General features: G+C 56.6%; 15 protein-coding genes and 1 pseudogene. 3 read left to right on the plus strand and 13 right to left on the minus strand.

Annotation, left to right across the window (positions count from 1 at the left end; all coding sequences use genetic code 11):
* Window positions 1-965, plus strand: a 965-nt coding sequence (locus AGR2A_RS24745) for a reverse transcriptase family protein (protein WP_167378247.1), incomplete at its 5' end; no start/stop codon positions are given.
* A gap of 100 nt (window positions 966-1,065) precedes the next feature.
* On the opposite strand, the gene AGR2A_RS24750 is transcribed toward AGR2A_RS24745, so the two are convergent.
* From AGR2A_RS24750 to AGR2A_RS24800, 11 genes are all read right to left on the minus strand, one after another.
* Window positions 1,066-3,546, minus strand: coding sequence for a S8 family peptidase (locus AGR2A_RS24750; protein ID WP_072495264.1), 2,481 nt, complete (start codon window positions 3,544-3,546; stop codon window positions 1,066-1,068).
* 3 nt (window positions 3,547-3,549) lie between these two features.
* The gene (locus AGR2A_RS24755) at window positions 3,550-4,560 is read right to left on the minus strand and encodes an AAA family ATPase (RefSeq protein ID WP_072495265.1); all 1,011 of its coding nucleotides are present in this window, start codon (window positions 4,558-4,560) and stop codon (window positions 3,550-3,552) included.
* A gap of 341 nt (window positions 4,561-4,901) precedes the next feature.
* On the minus strand, window positions 4,902-5,285 hold the full coding sequence (locus tag AGR2A_RS24760; RefSeq protein ID WP_072495266.1) for a type II toxin-antitoxin system VapC family toxin: 384 nt from the start codon (window positions 5,283-5,285) through the stop codon (window positions 4,902-4,904).
* Window positions 5,282-5,482 (minus strand): type II toxin-antitoxin system VapB family antitoxin, encoded by a 201-nt coding sequence (locus tag AGR2A_RS24765; RefSeq protein WP_037094899.1) that lies wholly within the window; start codon window positions 5,480-5,482, stop codon window positions 5,282-5,284. Before AGR2A_RS24765 ends, AGR2A_RS24760 begins: the two co-directional genes overlap by 4 nt.
* A gap of 155 nt (window positions 5,483-5,637) precedes the next feature.
* On the minus strand, window positions 5,638-6,684 hold the full coding sequence (locus tag AGR2A_RS24770; RefSeq protein ID WP_052114357.1) for an ABC transporter ATP-binding protein: 1,047 nt from the start codon (window positions 6,682-6,684) through the stop codon (window positions 5,638-5,640).
* Entirely contained in the window at window positions 6,684-7,661 is a 978-nt protein-coding gene (locus tag AGR2A_RS24775; RefSeq protein WP_072495267.1) for an ABC transporter ATP-binding protein, read from the minus strand. The genes AGR2A_RS24770 and AGR2A_RS24775 overlap by 1 nt, the downstream gene beginning before the upstream one ends.
* On the minus strand, window positions 7,658-8,572 hold the full coding sequence (locus AGR2A_RS24780; RefSeq protein WP_037094887.1) for an ABC transporter permease: 915 nt from the start codon (window positions 8,570-8,572) through the stop codon (window positions 7,658-7,660). The genes AGR2A_RS24775 and AGR2A_RS24780 overlap by 4 nt, the downstream gene beginning before the upstream one ends.
* Window positions 8,573-8,575: 3 nt before the next feature.
* A complete protein-coding gene (locus AGR2A_RS24785) occupies window positions 8,576-9,550 on the minus strand; it encodes an ABC transporter permease (RefSeq protein WP_072495268.1) in 975 nt (324 codons plus the stop codon).
* A gap of 11 nt (window positions 9,551-9,561) precedes the next feature.
* The gene (gene ggt / locus AGR2A_RS24790) at window positions 9,562-11,172 is read right to left on the minus strand and encodes a gamma-glutamyltransferase (protein ID WP_072495269.1); all 1,611 of its coding nucleotides are present in this window, start codon (window positions 11,170-11,172) and stop codon (window positions 9,562-9,564) included.
* Window positions 11,169-12,023 carry a hydrolase gene (locus AGR2A_RS24795; protein WP_072495270.1) on the minus strand — a complete coding sequence of 285 codons (855 nt, stop codon included), beginning with the start codon at window positions 12,021-12,023 and terminating at the stop codon, window positions 11,169-11,171. Before AGR2A_RS24795 ends, ggt begins: the two co-directional genes overlap by 4 nt.
* 59 nt (window positions 12,024-12,082) lie before the next feature.
* The gene (locus AGR2A_RS24800; protein ID WP_072495271.1) at window positions 12,083-13,657 is read right to left on the minus strand and encodes an ABC transporter substrate-binding protein; all 1,575 of its coding nucleotides are present in this window, start codon (window positions 13,655-13,657) and stop codon (window positions 12,083-12,085) included.
* A gap of 195 nt (window positions 13,658-13,852) precedes the next feature.
* Here AGR2A_RS24800 and AGR2A_RS24805 point away from each other — a divergent pair, with 195 nt between their 5' ends.
* Window positions 13,853-14,617: an IclR family transcriptional regulator gene (locus AGR2A_RS24805; RefSeq protein ID WP_072495272.1), complete on the plus strand. Its 765-nt coding sequence runs from the start codon at window positions 13,853-13,855 to the stop codon at window positions 14,615-14,617.
* Window positions 14,618-15,287: 670 nt separating this feature from the next.
* A pseudogene (locus AGR2A_RS24810) lies at window positions 15,288-16,522 on the plus strand (IS3 family transposase); the annotation flags it as partial.
* Window positions 16,523-16,577: 55 nt separating this feature from the next.
* Here the strand turns inward: AGR2A_RS24810 and AGR2A_RS24815 are convergent.
* Window positions 16,578-17,330 (minus strand): IS6 family transposase, encoded by a 753-nt coding sequence (locus AGR2A_RS24815; protein WP_080823481.1) that lies wholly within the window; start codon window positions 17,328-17,330, stop codon window positions 16,578-16,580.
* Window positions 17,331-17,458: 128 nt separating this feature from the next.
* Window positions 17,459-17,755: a conjugal transfer protein TraC gene (traC, locus tag AGR2A_RS24820; protein ID WP_072492725.1), complete on the minus strand. Its 297-nt coding sequence runs from the start codon at window positions 17,753-17,755 to the stop codon at window positions 17,459-17,461.
* Between the last annotated feature and the right edge of the window lie 79 nt (window positions 17,756-17,834).

Here is a 17,834-nt window from a genome sequence, read left to right on the forward strand (position 1 = left end):
GGAAAAAGTATCGCGTTTTTTCTTTGAGAAAAAACGTACCGGGTCGCACTCGATATCGGTTGATTTGCGTGCCGAATGAAGAACTAAAGACCGTACAAGATTGGATTGTGAGGAATATCCTGCGCCATACGCGGTCGCATCCAGCTAGCTACGCCTACCATCCAAAGTCACGTCCGGAGTTTGCAGCGAAACCTCACTGCGGCTGTGACTATCTTTTGAAAGTTGATATTCAGGATTTTTTCAACAGAGTAACTGAGGGCAAGATTACTCGCATATTCCGTGATCTTGGCTTTTCGGACCTTGTTTCCTTCGAGTTGGCCCGCCTTACCACCGTTACAGCGCAAGGCATGGAGCTCCCGGAGGGCCTCTCTGAACGTCGATGGCCTGCCATCCCTGCTTACCAATCAAGATATGAGGGCTTTCTCCCGCAGGGAGCTCCGACAAGCCCAATGTTGTCTAATTTGGCAATGCTCGCCTTAGACGAAAAACTTCAGGAGTTGGCAAGCTCGGAAGGCACATCCTATACTCGCTATGCCGATGATCTAACGTTCTCAGCTCGAAAGCCTCATGACTTCGAATCAATAAAGCGATTTAAGCGGAAAGTCCTTACTGAACTCAATGCCGCGGGATTTCGGCCGAACCTACGGAAGACCCATATCCGTGGCCCAGGAACGCGGAGGATTGTTTTGGGAATGCTTGTGGATGGCCAAAGACCTCGTCTTACGAAGGAGTTCAAAGACGATCTGCGCCAGCACCTCCATTATCTGACTTCAGATGATCATGGCCCGGCTACCCATGCGCAAGCCAATAAGACCTCTATAGGTGGAATGTTTCATATAGTTCGTGGAAAAATTGGATGGGCTACGCGCGTAGAGCCCGAGTATGGCAGGAAATGCCTTATCCAATTTCGAACTATCAAATGGCCTCCTATTGAACGCGCCAAGTCAGGAACAATTTCGATATGATCGATGAACCATAGGTTTCACGCGATAAGATGATCAGCGCATTATTCGGACCGAACGGGCGAAGTGCTTTGCCTCATCCCAGGTGTCAATGATGCCGAAACTAGACCAGGATATCTGTTTCGGCTGCAATCGTCGTCTCAATGCGAGACTTCGCGGCGATTACGCCAGTGTAGAGGTCAATCTCGACTCCTGGAGCTTTCAAAGTCACGACCAACGAATAGCGTGTCTTACGATTGACGATATCCTTGGCGGCTCGATTGCGCCACCAACCTACAACTGGCTTCACACACAGCAGCTCACGGCTCAACAGCTCGATTGCGGGCCCTGACCAGACGTCGCAGTGCAGGGAGCCTGCCGAAATACTGCCCGGGCCAAACATCCATCTGGCGTCGTCGGCATGAATTGGTGCCCGCGCACCACCCTCGCGCTCTGCGGCATTGACCCGCTGCTTGAAGCGTTCGGCAAGCTCGCCTCGGCGCTGTAGGTCGAAGCGCAGCCCGAAGGACTGGTAGCGCTGTGGATCGACATTGGCCGAGAACCCTGGATTGGGATCCACGAAGTACGACAGCGTGACCTTGAGCTCGACTACGGCGTTCTGCAGATCCTCCAAGATCGCAGCTGGAAGCGGGAGTTGGTAATAGTGGCACTCGTTGAATTCTCGCTGACCTTTCAGACGAAACGGCTGGATAGCGGCCTGAGCGACCAGCGCCAGATGGTCCTGCGCCGAAGCCGACGCCCGGTCGAAATCAGGTACCCCATAGCCGAACCGCCTCATCAGCGGGTACCGGTCCTTCTTTCCCGCAGGACTGTTCAGCTGCTCAAGCATTGGTTCGGTCCATTCGGCGCTATGAATGACAAGCGCCCTGATGGTTTCCGGCCAATAGTTTGGGTGCTCGGCCGTGAGCTTTGCGACCATGCGCGCGGCTTGTGCGGTCGCAGCGCTAGTCGCCTGAAACGCGGTAACGGCGTTTGCGCCGGTTGTCGGCGATGTGGTTAGAAGTGATAGCGAATCTAGGCTGAGAACTTCTCGGCGGGCCGGGCTGAGTGCGCGATTACCGGCCTCCAGGACGACTTCCGGCTTAATTGGCGCGCGGGCGTGAGCCCAATTGACGCTCGTGCGGCTGTAAGGGCTGAGTTCTCCGGGGCCGGCAAGGCATGACCAATCTTCGTAGCCCACGTCGGAGATCTGATTGAGATCGGTGTATCCGCCAACGGTGATGACGTTCCAAGCCTGACTCGGATCTTCGGCCGGGTAATCGTCCTGCCGGGAAATCCGAGCGTATTCAATCTCGGCTGGGACATTGCCGGCAGAAATGACGAATAACCTCTTCGGAGCTTCGTCGTCGTCTCCATTCATCGTGCCGGCCGCGGCTTGGTCGATCGCAGCGCTCCAAGTTGATGGGCGGGCACCGGAAACATTGTCGTTAGTCACCGCCATACAGAATATTCGGCTTCTCTCGGGTGCCGCGATCTCCGCCAGCGATACCGCGGTCTGGGTGATCACGCCGTAGGAGTGCGGATCGTTCGGGTCCATATCCTGCGGCGGCAAGAGCTTCACCGATTCCAGCCGATGGTTCAGCCGTCGCTCGGACCGATCGGATAGTGCGGCCGTCAAATCCCCGTGCAGGGCCAAGCCTGCCATAGCCGTGCCGTGGCTATGATGATCATCGACGCCCCAGTCACGGTCGATTGCGTGCTGGTCGGCTGCAGCCAGGGCCGGCTCGATCAGCGAGTGGCCGCGATTGACTCCCGTATCCAAGACGCAGACGGCAGGTACCTCGTTTCCAGGCCATATGATACGTCCGGCGAGATCGTCGACCCATTCGTTTTGGCTTTCCTGGGCGTCTTCAAGGAAGAACACCGGATTGTCGCTCGCGCGTCGAAGCTCGCTGACGACCCCGGTTGCGAAGGTCATCAACTCGATCGCTGCGCGGCGCGCGAGAATGGGGATCACAACCGCCTCCGGGAAATACAGCCGGCGATCGGCGGAGGCGGCACGCAGAGAGAGCCGGCGGCAAACGTCCTCAACGGCCGCTTCATTATCGCGATGCGCCCAGATAGCCCACCACATCAGATGCTGAGGGTTGTCGGGCAGAGCACTAGGGTCGTCGGTCCAGAAGACTTCAAGGCGTGCGCGCCTGATCTCCTCGATTTTCTCTACGCGACTGGCATTCGGGGGATTTCCCTTCGGGGAGAGGGGACCTGACAGATAATCATCGAGGATCTGCTGGATGGCTTCTCGCGCATTATCCGGAACATAGAGCGCCACCGTGCGCACGTTGTCGCGGTCCTTAGTCGCCCCTGGGCGTATGCCCTGCTTCTTCCATTCTAAAACGTCGGCACTTGCGCCGGCCCGCAATTCAACTTCGATGTATCCGCCTGCGGCAGGTTCCAGTCTAGGATCTGCACCCCTGAGTTCAGTAATTGCGGCGAGCGCGACATCCAGTTCGTGGCTGAGTTTGCGTCCATGCTCCGCACGGATGCGCGGGACGCTTGAACCACCGCTTCCTGTGCCGGTATAGGGGCTTGCGGTATGGAGCGCCGAAACATCAATGTGCGGAAGCGTGAATCGGCCTGCCATCGGTCAGTGTACACGCTTCTCATCGAGGAAAGCATCGCGCATCTCCCGACGCTGGTTAAGACGTTGCACGACGTCCTCAGTTGCAATCGTCCTCCGTTCGTCAAGGATCGCGGTTTTGACTGCATCATCGGCCGCGCGGACGATTTCGGATTGGCTGAGACCGTCGGCTGCCTTGACGATTTTCGTCCAGCCGAGCCTGGCTGATGACATCGGCTTGAGGTTGTTGACGATGATTTGCTTGATCTGGTCGGCCGTCGGCGCTTCAAACTCGAGGACGAGATCGTATCGACGCAACAGCGCTCGATCGAGAAGCGAGGGGTGATTGGTCGAACAAACAATGAGGCTGTCTGTCGAATTGCCCTCTTCCATGAACTGCAGGAATGAGTTGAGGACTCGGCGCATCTCGGCGACATCGTTCGTCGACGTTCTATGCGCGCCAACCGCGTCGAATTCGTCAAAGAGGTAGACGCCGCGGCGCTTTGCGGTTTCGTCGAAAACTAGCCTGAGCTTTGCTGCGGTCTCACCCATATAGCGTGTGATAAGTCCTTCCAGCCGGATCACGTAATATGGAAGATTGAGCTCGCCGGCCAGCGCTTCAGAGGACATCGTCTTGCCCGAACCAGGCGGCCCGACGAACAAAACCCGACGATTAGGAGTGCGGCCATGTTCCCGCAGCCAGTCACGCTTCCTCTGCTGCCGGATCATATCCTCGAGACTGTCGAGCAATCCCGGCGCCAAAACCATGTCCTTTAGCTTGAAGCGCGGCTCGCGAAGCTCGAGAAGTCCTTCGAGGTCGCCTCGAGGCGCCCCGAGAGGAATGGCAACACTTGCTCCTCGGGATTTGCGGGCCCGGGCTTTGTCAACCTCGGCTCGCATTTCATCAGCCGTGGTCTTGTGTCCCTGACGAGCCTCGGATGCGGCAATCTGGAGAGCAATCGAGAAAAACAAGTCGTCGTCGCCCTCAGCGCGACTTCGCAACATGGCAAGGATTTGCTTGGCGTTCGACACGGTCATTCTCTCTTCGTTGAGCCATCCTAATACAAAACCGGGCGGCAATATAAGGCGGTGGCGGAGGTCATCCACACTGGGATCGTGCGATGAAAGCTACAATATTTCCTTACTGGGCACGGCGCGGGTTGGTGACGTCGAGCAGGTAATCTTCCATCAAAATCGAACCGTCCAACAAGGTTCCCGACGACCAGACTCAGAACATATTACGAACATTGACCATGTTGGCAAGCGAAGCTTTTTATCATTTGTAATCAAGGCCTTCATTTAGACGGATGCACGGGTCGAAGGTTCGAATCCCTTCAAGAGCATCAGCTATCAGCGCCCCAGAGCTCCTCGCCGGATGTCTAGTGAGGAATAGTCGCGGAAGGATAAAGCGCCGCGCCAACCTTCTGAGCCGCAGCCGCGAGGCGTTTATCCCTCGTCCACAAGCTTGATCGTTGATCGAGGAGGGTTGAAGTCAACAGATGGGCATCAGTATAGCCGATTCCCATGCTGAATACCGAATAGCGGTCAATGACGGTCATCACCTCTGCATGTGTCGCGACAACTGCCTCACGCTGAGCTGCAAGAAACGCTAGTACCGCATCCCGATCTCGCAGACTACCCAGAGCCAGTTCGCCGACAACGAACGGGTGGCAAAGCAACTGATCATCTCCGATGATTTTGATCAGCTCCGAGTCGCCGTGTCGAAAATGATCAATCCAGATTGAGCTATCGACAAGGATCACTTGCTCACTTCGCTCCGGCGGCGAGGCGCTACTTCGGCCTCGGGCATAGTGCCGCCAAGAGCAATGAGCCGTTTGCCGGATTCGACTCGTACCAAAGTCTCGAGTGCTTGACGCACCAGAGCCGCCGTTTCCTTTGTGCCTGTGAGGGACTTGGCACGTTCCATGAGCTTGTCGTCAAGACTGATAGTAGATCGCATAGGTAGCTCCCAAATTTTGATACGATTATAGCACCAATTGGTGCTATAATCTATGCCCACGAGCGGTCCATTGCCACCAGACCTATCGCGGATCACAGATTCGTATCTCATCAAGAGCTTCTACCACCAAGCGGTTTTCGGTTTTGCTCCCTCAGTCATTGATCGTTAAGATGGCAGGCAGCAAGGTGTCCCGGTGCGACCTGCTTCTTCACCGGTGCTTCGATGCGACAGCGATCCATCGCGAATGGGCAGCGGGGATGGAAGTGGCAGCCCTTCGGCGGGTTGAGCGGGCTTGGCAATTCGCCTTCCACAGGCTTGAAACGGCGTTTCCCCGGTTCGATGCGTGGTACTTCGGAAAGCAACGCCTGTGTGTAGGGGTGATTGGCACGCCTGAAAATTTCCTCGACCGGCGCCTCTTCTACAATCCGGCCGAGATACATGATCGCGACCCGGTCGGAGATGTGTTCGACGACGCCAAGGTCATGGCTGACAAAGAGATAGGTCAGATCCAGCTTGTCGCGCAACTCCATGAAAAGGTTGATGACCTGCGCCTGAATTGAAACGTCAAGTGCTGCAACACTTTCGTCGCAGACAAGAAACCGCGGCTGTACGGCGAGTGCCCGTGCTATGTTGACACGTTGCCGCTGTCCGCCGGAAAACTGGTGGGGATAACGTTTTTTCATTGCCGGATCGAAGCCGGCGAGTGTCAGGTACTTGTCTACGTAAGCGTTGCGTTCGGATGAAGGCGCAAGGCCATGGGCTTTTGGTGCTTCCCAGAGAAGCTCCTCGACAGTCATGCGGGGATTGAGCGCTGCCATCGGGTTTTGAAAGATCATCTGGGTTGCAAGGCCAAGGTCATGACGCTCTCCCGCGCGCATGGTGTTCCGATCAACGCCTTTCCAGAGCACCTGGCCGTCACTCGGCGGAGTGATGCCGGCAATAACTCTGCCTAACGTTGACTTGCCGCAGCCGCTCTCCCCGACAAGACCGACAACCTCGCCGTTTCGAATTGTCACGCTGACATCATCTAGAGCGTGAACGATTGGCGCAGGTTTGGCGAGCTTCAGCTTGAGCGCGATCTTCGCGGCGAGGTCTGGCTTAGGGCCGAAACGTTGCGAGACATTGCGGGCTTCGATCAGGGGAGAACTGGCCGTAGAGGCGTCGGTGGACGCGTTGATCGTGGGCGTGTTTGTTGCCGTCATCATGCAGTCGCTTTCGATACGGGATGAATACAGCGGAAGGAACGATCCTCGTCAGGAACAAGTAGCGGCATGACGAGACAGCCTTCCGTGGTGCGATCGCAGCGAGTGCGAAAGCTGCAGCCCCGAGGCAGGCGATTGATTGCCGGGGTCATTCCCCTGATTTGGTGCAATAGTTCGCCGCGCCGGTTCTGAGAAGGTACCGATGCGATCAACCCGGCGGTGTAAGGGTGGTACGGGTCTGTCAGGACCTTGGTGACCGGGCCGGTCTCGACGAGGCGGCCCGCATACATGACCGCTATGTCATCGGCGAGCCGGGAAACTATCGCCAGATCATGGGTAATCCATATCACGGCGGTGTTGGCTTCCTCGGTCAGCCGCTGGAATTCCGAAATGATCTGGCTCTGGATCGTCACGTCGAGAGCAGTTGTCGGCTCGTCTGCGATGATGAGATCCGGTTTGTGCAACAATGCGATTGCAATGGCAACGCGCTGACGCATGCCGCCGGAGAACTGGTGCGGGTAGGCGCTGAGGCGTTCCTCCGGGCTTGGAATGCCGACGAGTGCGAGTGCATCGCGTGATCGCTGGCGTGCCTCGTCCTTTGACACCCTGTCGTGCGCCCGAACGGCTTCTACCATCTGTGTGCCGACAGTCAAAACCGGGTTCAGCGTCATCATCGGGTCCTGAAAAACCATGGCGATACGCTTGCCGCGCAACTGGCGCATTTCTTCATCGGAACAGTTGGCGATATCCCTGCCATCAAAGATGATGCGCCCGCCTGCGACACGACCCGGCTTTTCAAGAAGCCGCATGATTGAGAAGCCGGTCACAGACTTGCCCGAACCGGACTCTCCGACGAAACCGAGCACTCTTCCTCGTTCCAGACTAAAGGACACGTCGTTGACAGCGCGCAGCCCAGACATTCCTCTGCCACCACCAAATTCAGTGATAAGGTTTTCGACTTTGAGCAAGGCGGTCATGACACGTTCCTCGGGTTGAGGACATCGCGGAGCCGGTCGCCGACGAGATTGATCGCCACGATGGTTACAAGCAGTGCGATGCCTGGGAAAAAGCTGATCCAGTAGAGGCCTGTCAGAAGGTACTGATAACCCGTGGAGATCAGCATACCCAGCGATGGCTCAGTCACGGATGCGCCGAGACCAAGGAAGGACAGTGTAGCTTCGAGCCCTATCGCGCGTGCCACCTGCATGGTTGCAATGACGATGACGGGTGCGAGACAGTTGGGCAGCAAATGTCTAAACAGGATACGCCAGCCGGGTAGACGTAGCATGCGCGCCGCCTCAATGTATTCCTTCTCGCGTTCGACGAGAGCCGTGCCGCGCACGGTGCGGGCGTAGGTCGCCCATTCGGCAATGATAAGAGCGATAACGACGTTGGTAACACCCTTGCCGAGGATTGCCAGCATCATAAGTGCCATCAGGATCGTTGGAAAGGACAGTTGGAGGTCAACCAGGCGCATGATGACCGTTTCAGTGCGCTTGCCCATGTAGGCAGCAAACAGACCCGCAGTGGTGCCGATGATCGCAGCGGCAAAGGCCGATAAGACACCGACCAGTAACGAGGTGCGAAGACCGTAGAGTATGCCTGACAGAATGTCGCGACCCTGGCTGTCTGTACCGAGGTGATAAACGAGCCCACTCATCGCCTCGGATCCCGGCGGCAGGCGTCCGTCCATGATGTCGAGTTGCATGAGGTCGTAGGGGTTTTGCGGGGAAATCCAGGGCGCCAGGAGCGCCAGGCAACAGATGATAACGAGCGTTACGAAGCCGACAGCAGCTGCCGGCGACCGGAAGAAATCCGAAACCCCCTTGGCAAGACGGCTTGGACCCGCATCCAGGGTGGTGCTGTCCTGAGTATTTTGTTGTGACATGGATCAAGCCTTTGCGTCCAACCGGATCCGTGGGTCCAGAATGGTGTAACAGACGTCGATGATGAAGTTCAGCACGACGAAAAGCAGGACCATCATCATCAGGTAGGCGACAATGACGGGACGATCGAGGAGGTTGATGGAATCGATGATCAGCTTGCCCATGCCGGGCCATGCGAAGATGCTTTCGGTGACAACTGAAAAGGCGATGAGCGACCCGAATTCCAGTCCTATAATGGTAACAACGGGAATCATCAGATTTTTCAGCACATGGACAGCAATAACACGGCGTTCGCGAAGCCCCTTGGCACGTGCAAACTTCACGTAATCCTGGGGTAGGACCTCCTGAACTCCGGCACGGGTAAGACGCATGATCAGCGATGTCTTGAATAGGGCGAGGTTAAATGCGGGCAAAAGCAGATGGCGGAGCCCCTCGCTGGTCAGGAATGACCATTGCCCTCCTAAAAGTTCCACGGTTGGGCCGCGCCCATTTGTCGGAAGCCAACCAAGCTCGACGGAAAAGACCATGATCAGCATCAGTCCGACCCAGAACGTTGGCAGGGAGAAGCCGAGGATCGACCCGGTCATAATCAGTTTGGAGGACACTCTGTTCGGGTAAAGGCCCGCATAAAGACCAAGTGGCAAACCGACGATGATCGCAATGCTCAACGCGGTGACCGCGAGCTCCAGCGTCGCTGGCAGTCTCTCGAGGATGAGGCCGAGAGCAGGGCGACCGTAAACGAAGCTGTCGCCGAAATCTCCGTGCAGCAATCCCTGCAGAAAAACCAGATATTGCTTCCACAGCGGCTGATCGAGCCCGTAATGTGCGATAACCCGCGCACGCTCTACCTGATTGGCATCCGGATTGATCAGGATATCGACCGGATTGCCGATTACGTTGACGCCGATGAAGACGATAACTGTCATCGCCACGATAACGAATAGCGCCTGTATTAATCGTCTGATGATGGAAGTGATCATGGAACCTTTCCCTACGCGACGGAGATCGCCATGCCGTCCCGCTGTGGATCGGCAGCGCCTTTCGACGTGCCATCTTCAACCTTGATTGCGTGAACCGCGGCGAAGGCATAGGTCTGTGGAGACCTTGCCACATTGTAGCCCTGCGCTTTCAGTTCGTCCTCGACAGAGTGGCGGATGCGGTTGCTGATGTCGATCGTGTTCGATACGCCGACGATCCGCGGGGCTGAGACGGCTTCGAGAACGGTCATGTCGAAATCGATCATGTTCATGAGGCACTGCGCCACGGCCGGCGCTATATAGCTGCCGCCTGGCGCGCCGATGACGATGTTCGGTTTCCCATCCTTGAAGACGATGGTGGGTGCCGCTGAGCTTGGGCGGCGTTTGCCGGGCGCAATCGAGCCGGGCTTGCCGGGAACCGGGTTGAAGCGGCTCATCGTGCCATTATACATGAAGCCCAGTCCGTCGGTGATGGCGCCGGAGGGACTGCCAAGCGTGTGGGTCATCGCCACCGCGTTGCCATCCTTGTCGATAACCGAAATATGCGTTGTATCACGCTGTGAGCGGTCAAGCCGGTCGACATTGGCGACGTCACCCGCTTTGATCGAACAAGCCAGCGCCTGTGCGTGGTTTTCGGAAAGAAGATTTTCGTAAGGGACATCCACATAGAGCGGGTCTCCCATATGCGCGTCCTTATCGATTGTCATGCGTTTCATGGCTTCGAACAGGATGCGGACGTGTTCTGCGCTGCTATGCTGCATCTTTGCGACGTCGAACTGTTCCATGATGTGGAGGAGTTCAAGCATCGGGAAGCCGGAGCCTGGGGGGGGCGACGTAGCGATGTGGTTGCCACGATACGAACCCCAGAGGGGTGCGACACGCGAAAGTTCGTAGCGGGCGAGATCCTCCTGGTCTATCAGTCCGCCATTTGCCTCGAAATCGGCTGCGATCTGCTCGGCCAATTCGCCGTGATAGAAAATGTCGGAGCCGCCACTTTTGGCAATCCTCTCGAGCGTGTTCCCCATATCGCGGTTGACGAGCATTTCGCCCACATTTTTCAGCGAGCCGTCCTCGTTGAAATACACCCTCCGGCCGGTCTTGGAAAACCGTAACTTGTCGAGCGTGTTGGCAAAACCGTCGCCCGACTGGTCCTTCGACCAGTACCAGTGCATGTGGCTTCGGATCATGAAGCCATCGCGGGCGAGCTTGACGGCGGGCTTGATCAAGTCTGCCCAGTCAAAGGTGCCATAGTCGCGAAGGGCCGTCTCGTATCCTTTGAGGGATCCCGGCGTGCAGACGGCATGATAACCGATGTCGGAGATATTACCCTCGAGTACATAGCCGAAACCGTCTCGGCTCTGGTGCAGGATCTTGTCCAGCCACATGTCGGGCATCGCCTTGAGCGATGCTCGTGCATAAAATTCGAGAATCTCGTGCACGCCTTTTTTCGGCATGTAGACATGCATCGACCCGAAGCCGCCAATGCCGGCCATTTGCGGGTCTACGACACCTTGCACGAAGGCACAGGCAAGCGCTGCGTCTATTGCATTGCCTCCGCGTTCGAGGACTTCTGCGCCTGCTTCAACTGCTTCAGGCTGGGGCGCTACGATGGTTGCGTTTCTCATTTTGCGCGGCGATCCTTCAAAACCCTGGCCAGGAAGGCCTTGACGTGGCCGAGCACCTTAATACGGTCATGGGATACGCCCTTGACGGTGTCGAAGGTTACATCAACGCCCGCATCGCGAAACGATATGGCAAGCGAGGCGAGCCGCTCTGGGCGAGTGCTGCCGGCATCATTTGCGCCTTCCATGTAATATTTGCCGCCCGGCTTGTGGGTAATTTCCCAGGTTTCCAGATCGGCATCGCCGACGACCATCTGCACAGGCACCTTTGCGAATTCTTTTGGGTGGAAAGCTTTGCCAAACCGCGTTTCAAGATCGCGGATGCCGACCCACCAGTCGCGGTTCGGATCAAGAAGCGTTACGGAACCCGGTGCGCCGATTGAGGCTGCCCAGAGTTTTTCCGGGTGCAGGATCGCAAAGCGGTGGGTGAAATGGCCGCCGCCGGAAAACCCGAAAATTGCAAATTTCGACCAGTCCTGCCGATACTTTTCGGCCATCTCCTCGACCATGGCGATGACCACCTGGTCGTAGCGGATGTCGCCTTCTTCCAGGAATTTGTAGCCCGAGCGGGCCCCGTCTCCAAACACGCCGACAGGAAAGATCGGACATAGGATGGCGCAGTCGTTGTAAAGGCCAAATTCGGCAAATCCGTCACGGAAATCGAGGGCCGAGGTGCGGCCGGTTCCATGGATTGCAACGAGCAGATCGAGCTTTCGCCCATCTGCAGCCGTCGGCGGGACGTAAAGAACCATATGAAGGCGGGGGTCGACCTTTGAGGCAAAGATTGCCGTTGAGCCGAAGTCATAGATAGCCTTCGCCCGAGCGATGGCTTCGCCCGTTCCAAGTTCCTGCATGAATGTCTCCTGGGGATATGATGGCGGGGCCGCTAAAAGGCGACCCCTTTTTTGTCGGATCAGTTCGCCGGCTGTACTTCGTAGGCGAGCGTGTATTTGTCGCCGCGCGGCTTATAGGAAACCGTCTTCTTGGCGCCGAGCACGACATTTTCGTAATGCATGGGCAGAAGCCAGAGGTTATCGAACGTCTGTACTGAAAGTTCTTCGAGGAGCGGCTTGCGCTCTGCCTCATCGAGGGTAGAGCTTGCCTTGGCGAGCACGTCGTCGATCTTCGCGTCCGATACGCCTCCACCGTTGTAGCGGCCCGTCCCCTTCTTTTCGTCACGGCTTGCGACGAGGGCAACAGTCGGGTTGGTAGTCTCACCCGTGTTGACACCCCAGGAGCCGAGATAGACGCTATAGGTACCCTTGGAATAGGCCTCGGAGTACATCGACCAGGGCATGACTTCTACTTTGGTCTTGATGCCGATGCGGGTAAACATTTGCCCAACGGCCTGCAATACTTCTGCATCCTTCACGTAGCGACCAGACGGGCCATGCAGTGTGAGGCTGAAACCATCAGGATATCCTGCCTCGGCCAGAAGCGCCTTGGCTGCCGCCGGATCGTATTTGATCGCTTCAACCTTGCTCGAGTGACCAGCATAGCCATCAGCCACGAACTGATCTGCAACCGTACCGTTCTTTTGCATGACGCGATCGACAATTGCCGGGCGATTGATCGCCATCAGCATGGCCTTGCGAACACGTATGTCCTTTAAGGGGTTCTTGTCGAGGTCGGAGCCGTTGGACGCCTTGACGAAGGGCGAGGCGTCGCGGCTCACGTCAATACCCATGTAGACGAAACGCGACGACTGACCATTGACGACCTGAAGCTTTTCACTGGATTCGACACGGGCCATGCCGTCGGCCGGCAGGGTTTCGATGATGTCGATTTCGTTGGATAGGAGAGACGCCAGACGTGCGCCATCGTCAGGAAGGAAGCGCAGTGTGACATTCGACCAGTGCGAGGGACCGGCAAAGTAACTATCGTTGCGCTTGACGGTCAGATTGCTGCCAGGCTGGTAGGAAACGAAAGAATAGGCGCCCGTGCCAATTGCGCATTTGCCGTTGTCGAAATCTGTTACGGGCGCATCCTTACAGTCAGCACTGATGATGCGAATGCGGCTGACGGAATTAAGAATGAGCGGGTCTGGAACCTTCGTTTCAATGACGACAGTCAACGGATCCTTGGCTGTGACATTGGCAATATTGCGGGTGTAAGATGCAAACCCCTGGCTCGGCTTGTCTCGCGCCCGCAAAAGAGAGGCGACGACATCGTCGGCATTGAACTCGCTGCCATCGTGAAATTTTACGCCGTCACGAAGCTTGAATTCCCAATGTGTCGGGTCGACAGCTTTCCATTCCGTAGCAAGTTCCGGCGCGTTGGACGATGTGCCGGTGAGATTGATAAGACTGTCCCAGATATGTCGCGAGGTCGCGTTGTTCGGTGCGGAACTGTCCTCATGCGGATCGAGGGTTGTCGGAGTTGTCGACATGCCGATCGTGAGTGGTGCCTCCTGCGCCGCTACCATTGCGGGAATAGCAATTGTGCCGAGCAGCGCAACCGCTGCCCTCTTGAAAGTCGTTGCGACCATTGTGTTCAATCCCAGTTTTGCGTTCCGAAGCCGACCTTCGCAAGGCCAGAGCGAGTGGGTTCCCGTCCACTCGTGAGCAAAATTGGTAAAGCGTGGCAAACGAGTGTGTCAAACAGAAAACAAGTGTGTTACGGCTGCCGTAACAATTTTTGACGCTGTTTATCAAGCGACCAAAGGGTGGGGTTATTTCGAAAAATGGATGACGATCAAAGTGAAAAAAACAATATTATACAGTCTGTTGATGTCTGTATTGACGTGCTTCTCAACGTGGCGAAAAACCCAGACATCAGACTGACGGAGATTGCCCGTAACATCGGGGAGACCAAGCCGAGAATTTTGCGAATGTTACGCACAATGGAACGGCGCGGGCTGGTTCGGAAAAGTGACAATGGCACTTATCGGCTTGGCACGACAGCAATCGTGCTTGGAACTGCCGCATCGACGCAGGTCGATCTGGTGCGCATCGCCAACCCCATTCTTGAAGAACTGGGCCAGAAGGCGAACGAGACCACCCAGTTGCGCATCATTGATAATGGGGAATCGTTGTGCATCGCCAAATTCGAACCGATGCGTGATCTGCGCGTGCAGGCGATGATCGGGCGTCGAAGGCCGCTTACGGCGGGATCCTACAAGGTGCTTCTTGCTTATCTTCACCCCCAGGTTCAGCAACAGATGATACCTGAGGTTTTGCCGAAATTGACCAAAAGGACGATCACTGACCGCACAAAGCTGATTTCCGAACTGGAAAAGATCAAACGCCAGGGATTCTGCGTCAGTTTCGGGGAGGTCAGTGAACAGCTCGTTTCGGTATCGGTGCCTGTTCTCGCGTTCGACGGGTCGGTGATTGCCGCCGTCAATGTCGGAGCGCCGGCATTTCGCACCCAAAGAAGTGATGTCGACCGTTTTATCGTCCTGCTTAAAGATGCATCCAGCAAAATCTCGGCCCGGCTTGGTTGGTAGGCAAGTGAAACCAGATCGCGTGCAAACCCTCAACGGGGTGAGCCGGTAGCGCTGCCGTGTCATTAGGTGTATTTAGGTACTGCAAAGAAAGTGGACGCAGTGCGCCGAGTGTCCGAACGCTCATTAATTGGCCAGCAGTGATTGTTTTTTGACAAAACTCATGACCCGATGTTCTAAAAATGGGGCGGTCAACGGTTCGAATCTCTTCAAGAGCTAGAGGATTAGGACGTGTCTGTTGGTCCACGACGCACCCCAATAACTGATTGAACTTGGGAGAACGTTTGTAGCCCGCGAGGGCTCATCAGCGAAGGTGTTCGACGGGCGCTGCAATCTAGCTGGATTAGGAACCCGCGCGCCGCAATGAGGGATCTATTATCATTTTGGCTCGGTCCTATCGTCATTCCGGTTGGTCCGTAACCACGCGATTCCTGCCCCCTTCCTTGGCCAGATAAAGACGAGCGTCCGCCATTTTTTGTAGTTCATCAGCCGAGATTTCGGCATCGCGTGGATTTACGGCGCCGACGCCAATACTGAGTGTAACAAACGGGGCAGCTCGAGCCGCTGGATTTGTCAGTGAGGCTTGTCCCGGATCAGCGCCCTTGAGACAGAAGTGTTTTAATTGAGAAGAGAGGATTTTCGGCTCATCGTAGCTCTATCAAAGGAAGCGAAGATGAGACAGAAAACCGGGCCGCAGACATCGGCGGCCGAGAAGACCATCAAGGACATCCGCCGCGCCACGCGCAAGCACCATTCGTCGGAGGAGAAGATCCGCATTGTGCTGGAAGGTCTGCGTGGCGAAGACAGCATCGCCGCGATTTGCCGCCGCGAAGGGATCGCCGAGAGCCTGTATTATAGCTGGTCAAAGGAATTCCTCGAAGCGGGCAAGAAGCGGCTCGCGGGCGATACCGCTCGCTCGGCGACCAGTGACGAGGTCAAGGCGCTGCGCCGTGAAAGCCGCGACCTGAAAGAGGCGCTGGCTGACCTCACCCTGGAAAACCGCCTGCTTAAAAAAAGCATGATTGCGGATGGGGGCGACTAAGAATGAGATATCCCGCCACGGAAAAGCTCGAGATTATCCGACTGGTGGACGAATCCCACCTGCCTGCCAAGCAGACCCTCGACAAGCTCGGTATCCCAAGGCCGACCTTCTATCGCTGGTATGATCGGTTCCTGACCCACGGCGTAGAAGGCCTTGAAGACCGAACGTCCGCGCCGTCACGGGTCTGGAACCGCATTCCCGACGATGTCCGTGACCGTATCATCACCATGGCGCTCGACCATGCCGATCTGTCACCGCGCGAGCTGGCCGTGAAGTTCACCGACACGGAACGCTATTTTGTGTCAGAAGCTTCGGTCTATCGCCTGCTCAAGGCCCACGACCTGATCACCTCGCCAGCCTATATCGTCATCAAGGCCAATGACGAGTTCAAGGACAAGACCACGCGGCCGAACGAGATGTGGCAGACCGACTTCACCTACCTGAAGGTCATCGGCTGGGGCTGGTTCTACCTCTCGACCATCCTCGACGACTATTCCCGCTACATCATCGCCTGGAAGCTGTGCACCAGCATGAAAGTCGATGACGTCACCGATACGCTCGACCTGGCACTGACCGCCTCAGGCTGCGACAAGGTCAAGGTCGAACACCGCCCACGCCTACTGTCCGACAACGGTCCGTGTTACGTCGCTTCCGATCTCGGCGAGTGGCTGGAGAAATACAAGATCGCTCAGGTCCATGGCGCTCCGGGGCATCCGCAAACGCAGGGTAAGATCGAACGCTGGCACCAGACGTTGAAGAACCGCATCCTGCTCGAAAACTACTTCTTCCAAGAGGACCTGGAAGCCCAGATCGCGGCCTTCGTCGAGCATTACAATCATCGACGATACCACGAGAGCCTCGAAAATCGGGCGTGTCGCAAATCTGGCGATAGGACGCGTTGAGCCGATAATCACCTAGCGTTTACGCCTTGTTAACCTTTTGAAGGCCGAAGAGGCGCGCGAGCAGATCGTTTTGATCGTTGACGGTCCAGTCGCCGGAAAAGCCGAAGCCTTTCCGCAGCCACAACATCGCTTCGAACCCGGCGATCGTCCGGCGCGCCGTTTTGAATGACTGGAAACCGCCGATCTTCGGCATGTTCTTCTTTACTCGGAAGTGGTCGCTCTCGATGCCTTGCTGCAGATGCTTGGTGACATAGTGAACAGGGTTCGGATGCAAGAGCCCATCATCGACGGCCGTCTTGATCGTTGTGGGGAAGGTGTTGGCGCCATCGGTACCGATCTTCCCCGGCGATAGCAGCGGCTCATCCTTGAGCATCTTACGGAAGAAGCGCTTGGCAGCGTCGAGATCGCGCTTGGCGGTGAGCAAAAAGTCGATTGGATTTCCGTGCTTGTCGATGGCGCGGTACAGGTATCGCCACTTGCCCCGGATATTGACGTAGGTCTCGTCAATCCTGACTGAGCCACAATGCGGTCGGCGAAACTGGCGTAGGCGCTTCTCGATGACAGGTGCATAGGCGAGGACCCAGCGGTTGATTGTACTATGGTCGACCTCGAAGCCGCGCTCACGGAACATCTCCTCGAGATCTCTATAGTTGAGCGGGTACCGCAGATACCAGGTCACCGCCTGAACGATGAGCCATGCCTCGAAATGTCGCCCTTTGAAATCATGCTTCGACTGGCGCTTCAGCTTCTCGACAATGGCATTCAGAATCATGGCTACGCTCCGCTACATCGGGAGCGGAATTTCCACCGTCGTGGTCAACAGCAAGTTAACCAGAAGAATTTGCGACACGCCCCGTGTCCTTCTTGCGGGCGTCAGATGTCGCGTTCCTGCTCATGCGCTCAAGCCTCACCAGCGCTGCTCGAAGCCGCGCCAGACGCGTCCGTCTCGGATTGCCCGCTGCCCGTGCTGCTGTCGCCCGCCCCTTTCCTTCCGCTCGTGCCCGGCTTGCCTCCGCGAAAGCGTTTCGCCAATTCCTCGAACGCCGCCTGAAGCTCCGTCTCCTCGATTTCGATCTCGCCAAGCCCTGCCCGCAGTGCAATGCGACCGATGCGCTCGGCCTCTCTCGTCTCCGCGTGCTTGAGCTGCTCCTGGAGTTTGGCGATTTCTTCGCGGATCTTGGAGGATGGCTTCTTCATCTCTGGATTGTCCTCTGTTGCTGCATGACGTGGTTGACGTAGTCAGAGTCGTTCAGATCGGCGTGCCGATCTACTAACA

This window comes from Agrobacterium genomosp. 2 str. CFBP 5494 (genome assembly GCF_900013495.1).
Lineage (GTDB): Bacteria > Pseudomonadota > Alphaproteobacteria > Rhizobiales > Rhizobiaceae > Agrobacterium > Agrobacterium pusense.

What these genes read in the sequence shown, in the direction of transcription:
- AGR2A_RS24750 (WP_072495264.1), bottom strand. Translation starts at nt 3,546, where the DNA reads ATGGCAGGCCGATTCACGCTTCCGCACATTGATGTTTCGGCGCTCCAT.
- traC (WP_072492725.1), bottom strand. Translation starts at nt 17,755, where the DNA reads ATGAAGAAGCCATCCTCCAAGATCCGCGAAGAAATCGCCAAACTCCAG.
- AGR2A_RS24795 (WP_072495270.1), bottom strand. Translation starts at nt 12,023, where the DNA reads ATGCAGGAACTTGGAACGGGCGAAGCCATCGCTCGGGCGAAGGCTATC.
- AGR2A_RS24815 (WP_080823481.1), bottom strand. Translation starts at nt 17,330, where the DNA reads ATGATTCTGAATGCCATTGTCGAGAAGCTGAAGCGCCAGTCGAAGCAT.
- AGR2A_RS24765 (WP_037094899.1), bottom strand. Translation starts at nt 5,482, where the DNA reads ATGCGATCTACTATCAGTCTTGACGACAAGCTCATGGAACGTGCCAAG.
- AGR2A_RS24770 (WP_052114357.1), bottom strand. Translation starts at nt 6,684, where the DNA reads ATGACGGCAACAAACACGCCCACGATCAACGCGTCCACCGACGCCTCT.
- AGR2A_RS24775 (WP_072495267.1), bottom strand. Translation starts at nt 7,661, where the DNA reads ATGACCGCCTTGCTCAAAGTCGAAAACCTTATCACTGAATTTGGTGGT.
- AGR2A_RS24805 (WP_072495272.1), top strand. Translation starts at nt 13,853, where the DNA reads ATGGATGACGATCAAAGTGAAAAAAACAATATTATACAGTCTGTTGAT.
- AGR2A_RS24800 (WP_072495271.1), bottom strand. Translation starts at nt 13,657, where the DNA reads ATGGTCGCAACGACTTTCAAGAGGGCAGCGGTTGCGCTGCTCGGCACA.
- AGR2A_RS24780 (WP_037094887.1), bottom strand. Translation starts at nt 8,572, where the DNA reads ATGTCACAACAAAATACTCAGGACAGCACCACCCTGGATGCGGGTCCA.
- ggt (WP_072495269.1), bottom strand. Translation starts at nt 11,172, where the DNA reads ATGAGAAACGCAACCATCGTAGCGCCCCAGCCTGAAGCAGTTGAAGCA.
- AGR2A_RS24755 (WP_072495265.1), bottom strand. Translation starts at nt 4,560, where the DNA reads ATGACCGTGTCGAACGCCAAGCAAATCCTTGCCATGTTGCGAAGTCGC.
- AGR2A_RS24785 (WP_072495268.1), bottom strand. Translation starts at nt 9,550, where the DNA reads ATGATCACTTCCATCATCAGACGATTAATACAGGCGCTATTCGTTATC.